This is a genomic window from Flavobacterium hydatis (assembly GCF_000737695.1).
Lineage (GTDB): Bacteria > Bacteroidota > Bacteroidia > Flavobacteriales > Flavobacteriaceae > Flavobacterium > Flavobacterium hydatis.
In genome coordinates this window covers 12,862-25,654 of sequence record NZ_JPRM01000016.1, presented here as the reverse complement: position 1 = coordinate 25,654, position 12,793 = coordinate 12,862, and the positions used below count along the sequence as shown (strand labels likewise).

Here is a 12,793-nt window from a genome sequence, read left to right as displayed (position 1 = left end):
TTGGAATTGTATATAAATAAAGATTTTTAAATGAATTATTGGATCTATTTTTCTCACTATGCCATTGTGGCGATTATCTGTTGGATAATCTGCATGCTCTTACAAGTTCCTAAAAGTACTCGTAATAAAACTGCGCCTATACTCCTTTTTGCAATATTAGGAGGTTTGGCCATGGTTGTATTTACCTATAACTTATGGCAACATTTAGGACGACCACCTATGCGTACACTTGGCGAAACAAGACTATGGTATGCCGTATTCTTACCAATTATAGGAGTCATAACCTATACCCGTTGGAAATACAAATGGCTATTAAACTATAGTTTGGTTATGGCAACCGTGTTTTTAACCATCAACTATCTTAATCCAGATACATACAATAAAGCCCTAATGCCAGCTTTGCAAAGTATTTGGTTTGTTCCTCATGTTTTGGTCTACATTTTTTCTTATGCCTTACTTGCTGCATCATCAATTGTAGCTTGTTATGGATTATATGAATATTACAGAGGCAATTACAAAGATGCGATATTACAACTGGCAAACAATCTAGTATACGTAGGTTTTGGATTCCTCTCCTTAGGATTATTGTTTGGTGCCTTATGGGCAAAAGAAGCTTGGGGACATTACTGGACATGGGATCCTAAAGAAACATGGGCAATGCTCACCTGGTTAGGATACTTAATTTATATACACATGCGTTACCGATACCCAGATAGCATTAAACCAGTTTTAATAACCTTGGCGCTAGCATTTGTTGTATTATTACTTTGCTGGTTTGGTGTAAATTATATGCCATCTGCAGCACAAAGTGTCCACACCTACTCCAACACATAAAAAAAGAGCAGAAACTAAAATATAGTTTCTGCTCTTTTTTACTTTTATAAAGTACTATCACCTAAATCTATTCCGAACAATGATATCTTTAAGCTTGGCTTTTAAATCCTCGCCCGTATCATAAACCATTTGTTCGTTATTAGGAAAAGGCACAGCACGTTTATTAAAATAACTTATATAACTATCCTCACAAGCATTTCTATCCCCTTTGTACGTTGCATAAGTATAATCAAAAATAAACTCGCTCGTTATAGGAAACGATTGTATTAACTGATTCCCTTTTAAATCTATATAGTCAACCTTTGCCGTAACCTGACAAGATTTAAATTGTCTGAACTCATATATATTCGCACGAAGTGTTCTAAAATTATCCACTTTTATTTCGCGACCTAAACTATCCTTAACAGGTCTTCCTCTACCATCCAAAAGAGTTCTTACACCGTCCTTAACTTGTCTTTCTTTAATAAACTCTTTTTCTTTAATTTGCTCAGGCGAAATAAATATCTCTCTAAAATTCAGTACCAAACTATAATCATAAACAACATTTTTTTGTCTGGCATTATGATAAACAGTCCACTTATCATTTAATCCATAAGTACTAAAATCTAATAAATCATTTTGAAGTTGTCTTGGGATAACCATATTCGTTTCGTTTTTAGCATAAACATCCACAAAATCAGTTCCTTTAAACAATGCTTCATCCATAAGCTTTTTAGTATTCTTATACCCCGGATTTATACTTTCCAGATAAGCAAAATCATCATAAGCTTTTCTAAAATCAAGTTTGTTTTTAGATTTTAAAAGAGTCGAAGCGTTTTCATATAAGTATTTAGACAACGCATTTTTACTACTTACAATTTGTTCCGAATAATTATCAAACGGGAAATAAGCATTCTTCCCCTGTTTCATTAATTGCAATGGCAACAAAGGTCTTATTTTTTCCTGACGGTTATTTAATTGTATGTAAGTATTGTAAACACGCTCAATATTAGCAGGATTAGCTTCCTTAGCCATCATATCAAGATTGCGTAAATCCCTTTCTTTAGCTTTAGCAAAAGCCTCTTCAAGCAAATAAACATAATCTTGTTTCCCCTTAGAATCCTTTTTATTCCTTAATCCTTCAACAGCACGATTTATAGCTCCATCATAATCACCATCACTTAACAACGATTGAGTAGTTTTTACACCACACGAAAGCACCAAAAACAATATTGAAAAAAGTATTATAATCTTTTTCATTCCTTAATTTTTTTAAAGTGCAAATATATCTGTTTTAGATCAAATGAGATAAACAGCAGCATGATTTAAAATTTTAAGAAGCAAAAACTCTCATTTTCATAACAACCAACCGTCCCGCTGTACGCTAAATCTTTTTCTGTCTAAAAAAGCCAGAAAAAGGATATCGCTCCCATCGGGGCTAGATTAGAGGTATATTTTTTCAATATGAAGATGCTGCGGTAATACGTTTCTTCAGATTCCAATCAAGAACCGATTTTATTCAGGCCAATATAAAACATTAAATTTATGACCATCCGGATCAGAAAAACCAAAAAAATAACCTTTTCCATAATCTTGTGGTTCAGCAAAAATTCGTCCTCCAGCCTTTTCTACAATTTTCACCCATTCATTTACTTCATTTTTGCTTTCGGCAGAAAGTGAAAATATAATTTCATTACCGAGTTTTAAATCAGTCATTTCACCATCAACAGCCCACTTGAATTGTTCTTTTATAAAAAAATGAATTATAAAATTATCGTCTCCAAAAATAAAACTTGTTAGCTCTTTAGACGCATTGTGTCCGTTTCGTTTAAATCCTAATTCGCTATAAAATTTGGTTGTTCTTTCTAAATCCTCCACTCCCAAATTTGCCCATATTTTTTTAGTTTTCATAAGATTCATTTTAAAGAATTAATTGTACACTAAATTTATGAATTTTTAAATTAAAAAAATAGAGGCGCACTATTGTGCACCTCTGATTAAGATCGGATATAAGATAATGTTTGTTTTGCGTAACAATGTACACACCTAACACAAAGTTCTATTTTAATTGTTTTCTACTTTTAATTTGATACACAATTTCCCAAAACAAAATAGACAAAAAAGTATAAGTCATTAATGCCGTTTTAATCCCATAAGGATCATATTTTGAAAACAGGTGTAAATCACCAAACTTCAATGATAAGAATAAGGCTAAAGATGCAATTACAACAGAGCACACTATATTTAATAAAGGAGTCCATTTTAATACCCTGAAAGAGAAAATTAAATTGATAAGAAGAAAACCACAGCCTAAAGTTATAAATCTATGATCTTTCAATTTTTCGCCCAACGTCAATAAAAAAGAAGTTGAAAAACTATATGTAAAGAATAATATCGAATAAATCAGAATGCGTATTTGTAATTTCATTTTTTGTTTATTTTTTTTGATTCGCCGAAATTACAAATTAAAAATGAAGCTTAGATTAGGTTAGACTTTATAATTCATGTTACTAATCTGAGTTACTACTCTTGCTAACGCGAGTGTCCCGCTCGTAAATATAAATGATATAGATAAAAAACGGAAAATAGATTGTGGGCACGAGTGGGACACTCGCGCCAGCGGAGTTACCACTTTTATTATGATTATTACCTACTGCTATATTTCTTTTCCGTTTGTTTTTTCATGGTATAAATAAAAGTTCTATCATTTTCAAATAGCGATTTATCAAATAAAGAATCTACTAATTTATTACCTACATATCTTAAAACTTTTCTTTTTGGATTGAAAAGAATCACATACGTTGTATCAGTCTTTTTTTCAGTTTTAAGATTATTAATATCATCCCATTCAAACGAAATTTTTCGTCTAATAATTTTCTGAATTGAATCAGAAGATAAATCAAAGAAAACCATTGACTCTATCGAACCATTTTCGGGACCATGACGAAAAGTTAAATACTTTATTTTACCATTTACTAAATACGAACTTTGAGGGACAAGTCCGTCATATTGATATTCAAATTTTTCAGCTTTATGTTTTGATATTGAATCTTTGAACTCTCCTTCAAACTTTTTAATTAATTCATTGTTATTCTCTTTCGTGCAACTGAATAAAATAATTAATAAGAGAGCTAAAGAAATATTTTTTAGAATTTTCTGATTAATGTTCATTAATTTAATTTTTCTATGATAACAATTAGTAAAAAATAAATCTAGTCTAATCTCTTTCAGCTATAGATAAGTTTCCATTTGTACTCAAGATTATTACTTTTTTATTTTTAGGATTTATGATAATATTTGATTCATCATCGTATAAAAATGAAATCCAATATTTGCAAATTATCCTCCATTTAGATTCTATTCCTGAATATTTATTCCAAAAAAACATAACCTCATCATCTTCCTCCCAATCAATTAATGACTTTACGTTTTCGCTGAAAGCTTCTGTATTAGTTTCGTTCCAGTCATTTTGCCAATTATATTCTTTTTTAATCTCATTTTTTATTTTCCATTCTTCAGGATTATTTATGAGCATAAGATGTTTTTTACTTTCCGAAACGTATTTATTCCAAAGTTGGGAACAGTAATTATTTGCAAAAGCATTTATTTCTAATTTATCAGAATCACTTAAAGTCGGATAACAATATTCATTTTCAAAATAATAGAATTTATTCAGAGAATCATATTTCTTATTTAAATTCGCTTTTTCTTCATCTTCAATTTGTTTTTGCCAAGACGCAATAGCCAAATCAATATCACTAAATTTCTCAATTAATTCTTTTGCAACACTTAAACCTATATTTAGTTTCGATCTAACTAGATTTATTTTTTCCAGATCTTTCATATTTATCTCTTAATGTTGCAAATTGTTGTTAGCAAAGTTTCATTTTAATAAAAACAAAAATGTGTAAAGTCAAAGAGACATTTACACATTTTACTTTATAAAAAATCTCATTAGAGACTATTATTTTCCTTTTAGTAATTTTTCTAAATATTCATTTTTTTCTTTCTCAACCTGAACCAAACGCTCATAAAGTTCAACAACTTTATCAAGAGGATTAAATGTACAAGAATTATTTGTTATAAAACTTCCTGAAACAGACTCATGAAAAGTATTAAAATAATTAAACACATTTTCTTCCGAAAAACTTTCAATAGCTTCTACTGTTACTCCAAGTGCCTTTGCAATTTCTACAAGTTTTTTAGGATCAATTTCTTCGCTTCCTTCAATTCCAGAAATAGCTTGTTGGTTTGAACCAATCGCTTGTGCAAGTGCTTCTTGTTTCATACCACGAAGTTCTCTGATTCGGCTGATGTTTCTGCCGATATGTTTAGGTTTAGTTGCTGTACTCATAATTCAAAGGTATTTAAAATTCTTTTATAAAATGAAAGTTGGTAAAAAACATACCTTTTTGGTACGATACTGTTTTTATGTGTTTTTTGTGCAGAACAAAAATACGTTTTTTCAGACAAAAAATAATTTTCTTTGCTTCGCTAATTCATCTTTACAAAAACAAATTCATAGTCTTTACCTAGCATTGTACTCCTAACTTTAATGTATTCACATTGTGTTTGTAATATTTTTGTGGTCAAAAAATCTCCTACTTTAGCATAGTAATTAGGTATTGTAACTTCTAGAATTGTGGTTTTATATTCACAGTCATTTAAAAACTCCATTTTTGATTTAACATATTGACCATTTTCAAGATATTCCGTTTGTATTCCGTCCTTAACAATCATATAATATTCTTTTGGACTATAACTTATGCTTGCAAATTTTCCGTTCTTCAATTCTTCACAATTTGGCTCTTTATCTGGATCAAGAAATATATTTTCTTGCGCAATTAAAACATTACTAAATAGTAAAAATAGAATTATTATATTTTTCATTATGATGGAATTTATTCGGTTTTATTTAAATAATGCTAACTAGTGTAAATGTGTCATAAAAGGTCTTAATCGTTCACTCAAATTCTTCATGAAATGAACAGTCACCAAAACATATGCCGATATCCATAAGTTCTATGACTACATTATTTAAAGATTCTAAATCAGATTCTTTAAACTCAATTACTACTTTTTTAGAATCTAATAAAATATCATATAAATAAGAAAGTTCTTTTGTATCAAAAATACTTCTGTCTTTTAATATATTTATAAATTTAATCTTAAAATCTTTATTAGTAGCTTTCAATAACTCAATGTAATGCATATTTTTCTGTTTAATTTCTCAATCCTGTAACTCGTATATGAGATTGAATATAGACCACAATGGTGGGGGATTTTTCTTTACCCAAAATTTATATCAAAACAAGAAGACCTATTTTTTTATCGTTTAGGACAAAGGATGTAATCCTTGCTAATTAATTTGCTATATAATAAAAAAAGTTATCATTAATCTTTTCAAACCTCTGAATCTGGAATAGAAAATTATCTGTTTCCATTTCTTCTTTTGAATTGAAATAGAATCCATATGAATTATCTGTAAGCCCGTCGACTAGATAAAAAATTCCTTTTTTTGTTTTAACAGCAGAATAAATATTTAATTCCTGAAGTAAATCAAGAATCTTAATTTGTTCTTTAGAAAAACCATCATTTACGTCACTTTCAATTTTATTCGATAGAGGAAAAGGAGAGTCTATGGGAATTATATATCTCCAATACAATTCCTTTTCTTTATATAAATTATCAACTCTTTGGATTCTTTCGTAAAATGTGAAAATTTCACTTTTATTTGCAGAAATAAGTGTAGTAAGCTTCTTGAATTTTTTCAAATTTTCCTTTAAATAATTCTCCAAAAAGTCTTTTTTATCATGCCCTTTTGCTAAAAACTGATTAGGCATATTCATTGCCGTTTTCTGGGCTATATTATATTTGTTAGAGAACGCTCCAAAAATAAAGTTAGGTACTTGGTTTGCATTATAAAAAGTATCTAAAGCCCAAACTTGTTCTCTTTTTAAAGGTCTGATATCCCATTTTGAAAATGGTTTACTGTTAATCAAAAATGTTTCAAATGAGACAGAATCTTTTTCGACAGATTTCATTAAAAATTCATATATATCGACGTCGTATTTTTTCTCTTTTTCAGGAAATTCTTGGCTAAAACAGATTCCTGTTAAACATAATAGAAAAAGTGTAATGTTCTTTTTAAGCATGATTGTCATGTCAGATTTTGTTCATTAAAAATTCACCCAATCCTAATTTTAATATCAACTCAGTTTTAGTTAGTTTAAGAATAGACAACTCAAATTTTCCATCTATTGAATTTAGAATTATCACTTTTGAATTTTTAGACAACGTCCATTTTCCATTCGCATTTTGCCCCATTAAAAACGCAACAAATTCATCATTACTTTTAAATTCAAAAGTCATTTTATTAATTATGTCTGAATTTAAAGTTTTTTTTCCAAGTTCATCAACTTCTTTATTTAGTGCCTTTTTAAAAACCCATTTTCCTTTTAAAAGATCAGAATTTTGAGCATTTATAGCTATGCTTGATAAAAAAAGAACAAATATTGCAATTGTTTTGATTATGTGATTTGATTGTTTCATTTCTGTTTTTACTTCGATTATATCTTTATAAATAGTTTAATTATGTTTTATGGATTATATCTGTAGTTCTCTTATTATGCAGAGTATCCCGACTTCGTACCCATTCCTAATATTCTTTTTAATTTTTGTTATGTCTCATAGTGGTCGCTACGAAGTCAGTAGACCTCAACTATCCTTTACTTTCTTACTTCTAATTTCAGAATTTGATTTTCTTTCTTTTCTTTAATATAATCTATCCTTACATATTTATTTTCGTCTATCGCTCCTCCATGTGACTTAGCATTATTGTATCCAAACCCAGATATATCAAAATCTGAATATTCAAATTCTACTCCGTTAACAATAAATCTTTCACTATCATGACCGCCAGATGGCATTGGATGAAATTTTGTAACAAATCCTTCTGTTTGTAATTTGGCATTATTGTATAAATCATTTGTTTTGTAATATCCGTGGGCAAATAAGACTGAGAATAGTAAAAAAAAGAATATCGATACATACTGGAATATTTTTACCATGAATTTTTGGTGTTCAGGATCTTTAAATAAAAATTTTTCTTCATCGTTTTCAATCAAGAATAAAAAAAATTTTAAAAATATAAAAATACCAATTGGTATAAATAATGTCCAGATTTTTTTGATTCCATCTCCAGATGAAAAATCATAAATTGTTTCAAAGGAATTCATAGTTTTAAAATTTTATTACAAACTGATATCTATAGGAGCTTTCCCTCAACTTTAACATCGAAAATTAGCTAAGATTAGTATACATCTTTTTCAAATAGAGTAACTTCCCAATACTTATTGACCAAATTAGTTCTAATAGCAAAAGTGAATAATTATTTATTTAATTTATATAGATTTTCTAAAAAAATTATCTTTTCATCTTCGCTCCAAATATTTGTATAAACAAGTAGATTTAAAAAATTATCTTTAATCGAACCGAATAGAAATACATTATCGAGTTTCTTATCATTATATTTCCAAATTATATATTCTAATTTAGAATTTTCCTTAATCTTTTGGATTTTGAATTTATTTTCTTTCAAATAATCTGAATCCCAAACATAAAACAACTTTACGTTTTCAAAATCTGATTTATTACTTTTGAAAAAAGGATACGAATTTTTAGGATTTTGGGCAATTGCAATAATTACTCCATCTTTATTTTTTAGATAAGTTTGACCTGAATCATCCACTCTATTCAATTCTTCCCAATTTCCAGGTATTTTTACTTCACCTGATTTCGTTTTTACATTAGAGTAATCTATAATATCTTGGCTAAAAATAAAATTTGGCAAGAGAAAAAGTAGCACGAACATTAAATTTACTTTATTCATATTTTTGGTTTTATATTTATATTCAACGTTTCTGTGTTGTGTCTCAATGTTTTTGCCACGAAGTCGAGAAACTTCGCAGAGTGGTGCAAAAGTGTCTTGCGCCCGTTTTTTTTATTTATGATTCCTTAAAGTTTCCATTTTTTTTAATTCCTTACTTATTCTTCTTTTCCCCCAAAAAGATCTCCAATTATGAATAATTCCTCCTAAATGCCAATTAATATCAAATTTCTCTTTGTCATTTTTTCGATATGGTGGAAGTATAATTTTACAATGAAGCATTGCAGGATTATTTATAACAGTTTTTAAAAACTCTGTTTCTAATTCAGTTTTTAGATAGTATCTTATTTCAATTATTGTCCTATTCTTTTCTGATTTAAAAACATAAAGATTTAAATCATATATTTTTTCGTATAAATCCGATAATTCTTTGAATATTTCAGTGATATTTTTGGGCTGCTTTTTTAAATTTATTTTTACTCTTTCTTTTCTAATAATTTCGAAATTGTCTGCTTGTACCTCATTTTCATTAGATAAAATGAACATTAGATTTTCAGAAATATTATTCCTGCAACTTTCATTTACCATTTTTAGCAAACTTATTGTTGCTTTTTCAATTTCATTTTCCATTTATTTTAATATTTTTTCAAGCAACATTATCAAAATCGTTATCCCGATAACAAGTCCTGTTACTTTAAAATAAAATACCATACTTTTTTTGCCATCTTGATAATCAGAAATCCTTATCGTTTCTGTACTAGCAATAATTTTATTTTCTTTAAATATTGTATCAACTTGTACTCGATTACTTTCATTTATAAAATACCTTATACCACTCTCAAAGTTTGGTTGATTTTCTATGTCACAATAATATTCAATATTTTGCTTTTCTAATTCACTCTCAAATACTATTTTATCTTTAAACAAAACATAAATCTTAAAATGATTCTCGAATAATATTCCAGCGTTTTCCATATCATTTTTATTTTTTGTTATACCCTTTGTTGTCGCTACGAAGTCCGGAGACTTCGCAGAGCAGGTTCCGTGATGGTGAAAATCTCCCAACTTCGTACACGTTCCTATATTCTTTTTAATCTTTGTAATGCCTTGTTATTGTCTCTACAAAGTCGGGAGGCTTCGCAGAGCAGGTAGCGGATTAATTATTATTCAAAAACTTCTTTAATTTCATTCCATTTATACACTTTCTCTCTAAAATTTAAATATCTAGCATAGTTTTTATCAAAATACGTTGGATCGCTCATATTATTTTCCTTAAAAGATACGGCAATATTTTTACCTTTTCGTGGCAACGCAATTGTAAACTGAGATTGAGACAAGTCCCCCTTAACCGATTGACTAGTATTTTTCTTAGTGAATTCACCAACAAGGTTATTTATAAAAACCTCAAAATTTGAAGTATAACTTTTTAAATAGCCATTTCTTACTTCTGATAAGTTCTCGTCTTTGTATTCAAAAAACTTAAAATTATTTTGATGAAATCCTCCATTACTTCCCAAAACACTAGAAACGGCAATCAACTTTTTATTTTTAACATTCCAATATACTATTTCGTAAATTCCATATCCTGATTGTCCTTCAGTATAACTTTGTTCTAACCGCAAATATCCATTTTTAATATCATACTCTACTGTGTATAACATATCGTATTTTTCAAGTCTTTTATTTTTAATCAAACTTTTTCTTTCAACATAACTTAAACTATCTAGGTATTGTGCTGGAATCGAATAAAAGAAATCTACAATATTCTGAGCACATAAATTTTGAATTGATAAGAATAGGATACTCAGATAAAATACTTTTTTCATTGGTGTAATTATTTATAAATTATATTTTTTTAGGCTTATGCGTTTTATTACATCTTTATTTTGAAGTATCATTACTAGCATATTCTTTTAGTAATTCTTCACTTTTAGCATCTCCATGTTCGATAAAATATTTTAATATGCCGTTAATTAATTCTCGAGATCCTAAATCAATAATTCCGTATTTTTCTTGTAAATCATACTCTTCCATAAATTGATTGTAGGTTACAATTCCTTTTTTCTCAAAATCTAATGTAATCCAAAATAAAAACACAGCATCATTTTCGTAAGCTGGATAATTAAAAGTGTAGAGTTCTGCAACATCGCTAATATCAATATTCGAATTATTGTCTAAAACATTTTTAAACACTTCATTGCTATTACTCCCTTGATATGATTTAGAATCTGCTTTGTAATTATTTAAAGCTTCTTTAATTTGTATGTCATTCAAATTAAAAATAAGATTTGAATGGGTTCGTAAATGAATAACATAATTTAATATTTCTTCATCCGTCATTTTTGCATTGATATGATCAGTGATTGTTTTTAATAAAACATTATTTGAAGGGGAAGTAAAGCCTAAGATATCCTTTTTACTTAAACTTGCTAAATGAGACTCTTCAATATAATTCCTGCCTCGGTGTGACATACAAACAGGATCACATAATTCTGTTGCATTATGTTTCGATAAAATTCGTTCAAAATAAATTATCGCTAAATATTTTACACAATTTACATTCCCTAATTTTGCTCCTTTTTTAAAATGATTTATAGGGTGTCCATCGGCAATACTAAAGTAACCATAAGATTCCATTAATCCCGCAGTATAAAAACTTTCAGGCATTTTTAAATCATTTTTACTCTCAATAAAACTGACTAATTTGTCGTTTATATCTACAAAATCTGAATCTTTAAGTGCATTATAATTAGCATATATTTCCATTGCAGCTTCTACTCTATTGTTTAAAGTATCAATGGATTGTTTGGACTCTTTTTGATTTAAAAAATCGGTTAAGAAAGCTATATATTTTTTCCTCGCAGCAATTTCGTCTTCACTACTATGATCTACTGAATCATCACTTTGTGATGCTATAGTATCTGATGTTGGATTCTTGTGTTTTTTTTGAATATTACTCTCTTTTGTTTTGCAATTAAAAAATAGCAAGAATAACAAACAAAGCATGTGTGAATATTTTTTGCTACTTTGAAAAAAATTATTGAATTCAAATTTCATTTTTTGGTTTTGGTTTTTATTGAGTTTTTATATAATTAGTTCTAATATTTAATTCTGAAAAGACCTAGCTTGTCTTGCGAAAATATTAAAATAATACTTACAAATCTTTAATTATTTTATATTTTTCTGATGAAAACGATGCTGCGTGAAAGATAGAGGCGATATCCTTTTGTGAAGAGAAACGGAACAAAAGATAAAGCCGAAAGCCTGACCCGGAGGGACACGTCCGAAATATTAAAAGTTTTAAAATTAAACTGGTTGGTTAAAGATTATACGTTATCTTTTCTGTCAAGACAACGCTAAGGCTTCGACTCCGCTCTGCCTGACAATTGGAGTATTTATAAAACAAAAAATCCCATTCACCTTTTGAGAATGGGATTTTTAAAATTTATATTCTTTTTTTTATTTTAAACTACTGCAGCAAATGTAGTAAGAAATAAAAGTCAAATTTATTCTGGAATTTCTATTCCAAAGCTTTTTAAAGGGAATATTGCCCATCTGCCATTTAATTTTATGGCTTTATTTATTTTGATGAAATATTCTTTTTTGTCATTTAATTTCAAAATGATTTTTAGATCATAGATGTCTGAATCTACTTTCTGTTTATTCTTTAAATTAGTAACTTGCCTCTTTTCTACCAAAACAGATTCTGTTTTAACATATTTTACTTGTTCCCAGTCATGCATTGTTTTAAAATGCGAAATGTATTGATTTATCGTTTTGATCTCAAAGGGCTTGTTTTTTTTTCCTTTTTCAATAATTAAATCCATTAGTTGTTGGGGTGATTGTAGATTTGACATTTCGTCTGAACTGACAGAACCATCTAAAAAACCGTACAATGCTGTTTCGTCAGGAGATAAAAAGAGAGAGTACATTTTTTCAGCATCATTATTTTTAATATTAGTAATGATTTCTTGAGAGAAGTCATCAAGGGATTCAGCATTGTTTGAGCAAGATGATAGTACTATAAAGCTAAATAGGATAATAATTCTTAAAATTTTCATAGGTCTTAATATAGGTTTTTTTAAATTCGCA

At 28.4% G+C, this 12,793-nt stretch carries 18 protein-coding genes; 1 reads left to right on the top strand and 17 read right to left on the bottom strand.

Translation table 11 applies throughout. The features are described 5' to 3' along the window. The first annotated feature begins 30 nt into the window (after positions 1–30). A complete protein-coding gene (locus IW20_RS11680; RefSeq protein ID WP_035622299.1) occupies positions 31–834 on the top strand; it encodes a cytochrome c biogenesis protein in 804 nt (267 codons plus the stop codon). Between the two features lie 57 nt (positions 835–891). Here IW20_RS11680 and IW20_RS11675 read toward each other — a convergent pair whose 3' ends face one another. The 17 genes from IW20_RS11675 to IW20_RS11595 form a co-directional block, all read right to left on the bottom strand. Next, positions 892–2,073, bottom strand: a complete 1,182-nt coding sequence (locus IW20_RS11675) for a hypothetical protein (RefSeq protein WP_035622296.1) — start codon at positions 2,071–2,073, stop codon at positions 892–894. A 255-nt stretch (positions 2,074–2,328) separates the two neighbouring features. Then, entirely contained in the window at positions 2,329–2,724 is a 396-nt protein-coding gene (locus tag IW20_RS11670; protein ID WP_035622473.1) for a VOC family protein, read from the bottom strand. A gap of 148 nt (positions 2,725–2,872) precedes the next feature. Next, a complete protein-coding gene (locus IW20_RS11665; RefSeq protein WP_035622294.1) occupies positions 2,873–3,241 on the bottom strand; it encodes a hypothetical protein in 369 nt (122 codons plus the stop codon). A gap of 218 nt (positions 3,242–3,459) precedes the next feature. After that, a complete protein-coding gene (locus tag IW20_RS11660) occupies positions 3,460–3,984 on the bottom strand; it encodes a hypothetical protein (RefSeq protein WP_035622291.1) in 525 nt (174 codons plus the stop codon). Positions 3,985–4,030: 46 nt separating this feature from the next. Then, a complete protein-coding gene (locus tag IW20_RS11655; protein WP_035622288.1) occupies positions 4,031–4,657 on the bottom strand; it encodes a DUF2947 family protein in 627 nt (208 codons plus the stop codon). Between the two features lie 120 nt (positions 4,658–4,777). Further along, positions 4,778–5,167 (bottom strand): helix-turn-helix domain-containing protein, encoded by a 390-nt coding sequence (locus IW20_RS11650; RefSeq protein ID WP_035622285.1) that lies wholly within the window; start codon positions 5,165–5,167, stop codon positions 4,778–4,780. A gap of 140 nt (positions 5,168–5,307) precedes the next feature. Further along, entirely contained in the window at positions 5,308–5,703 is a 396-nt protein-coding gene (locus IW20_RS11645) for a hypothetical protein (RefSeq protein ID WP_035622282.1), read from the bottom strand. Between the two features lie 73 nt (positions 5,704–5,776). Further along, on the bottom strand, positions 5,777–6,025 hold the full coding sequence (locus tag IW20_RS11640) for a hypothetical protein (protein ID WP_035622280.1): 249 nt from the start codon (positions 6,023–6,025) through the stop codon (positions 5,777–5,779). Between the two features lie 151 nt (positions 6,026–6,176). Then, positions 6,177–6,977: a hypothetical protein gene (locus IW20_RS11635; RefSeq protein WP_035622279.1), complete on the bottom strand. Its 801-nt coding sequence runs from the start codon at positions 6,975–6,977 to the stop codon at positions 6,177–6,179. A gap of 1 nt (position 6,978) precedes the next feature. Continuing rightward, a complete protein-coding gene (locus tag IW20_RS11630; RefSeq protein WP_081912476.1) occupies positions 6,979–7,365 on the bottom strand; it encodes a lipocalin family protein in 387 nt (128 codons plus the stop codon). A 176-nt stretch (positions 7,366–7,541) separates the two neighbouring features. Further along, positions 7,542–8,051: a hypothetical protein gene (locus IW20_RS25345; RefSeq protein ID WP_051885710.1), complete on the bottom strand. Its 510-nt coding sequence runs from the start codon at positions 8,049–8,051 to the stop codon at positions 7,542–7,544. Between the two features lie 152 nt (positions 8,052–8,203). Further along, positions 8,204–8,704, bottom strand: a complete 501-nt coding sequence (locus IW20_RS11620) for a hypothetical protein (RefSeq protein WP_035622276.1) — start codon at positions 8,702–8,704, stop codon at positions 8,204–8,206. 111 nt (positions 8,705–8,815) lie between these two features. Next, positions 8,816–9,331, bottom strand: coding sequence for a hypothetical protein (locus IW20_RS11615; protein WP_035622273.1), 516 nt, complete (start codon positions 9,329–9,331; stop codon positions 8,816–8,818). After that, complete coding sequence (locus IW20_RS11610) at positions 9,332–9,676, bottom strand: hypothetical protein (protein ID WP_123869579.1); 345 nt, start codon at positions 9,674–9,676, stop codon at positions 9,332–9,334. It lies immediately after the preceding gene. Positions 9,677–9,864: 188 nt separating this feature from the next. Next, positions 9,865–10,527, bottom strand: a complete 663-nt coding sequence (locus tag IW20_RS11605) for a hypothetical protein (RefSeq protein WP_035622267.1) — start codon at positions 10,525–10,527, stop codon at positions 9,865–9,867. Positions 10,528–10,582: 55 nt separating this feature from the next. Beyond that, positions 10,583–11,758 (bottom strand): hypothetical protein, encoded by a 1,176-nt coding sequence (locus tag IW20_RS11600; RefSeq protein ID WP_035622266.1) that lies wholly within the window; start codon positions 11,756–11,758, stop codon positions 10,583–10,585. A 449-nt stretch (positions 11,759–12,207) separates the two neighbouring features. After that, on the bottom strand, positions 12,208–12,762 hold the full coding sequence (locus IW20_RS11595; protein WP_035622264.1) for a hypothetical protein: 555 nt from the start codon (positions 12,760–12,762) through the stop codon (positions 12,208–12,210). Positions 12,763–12,793 lie beyond the last annotated feature (31 nt).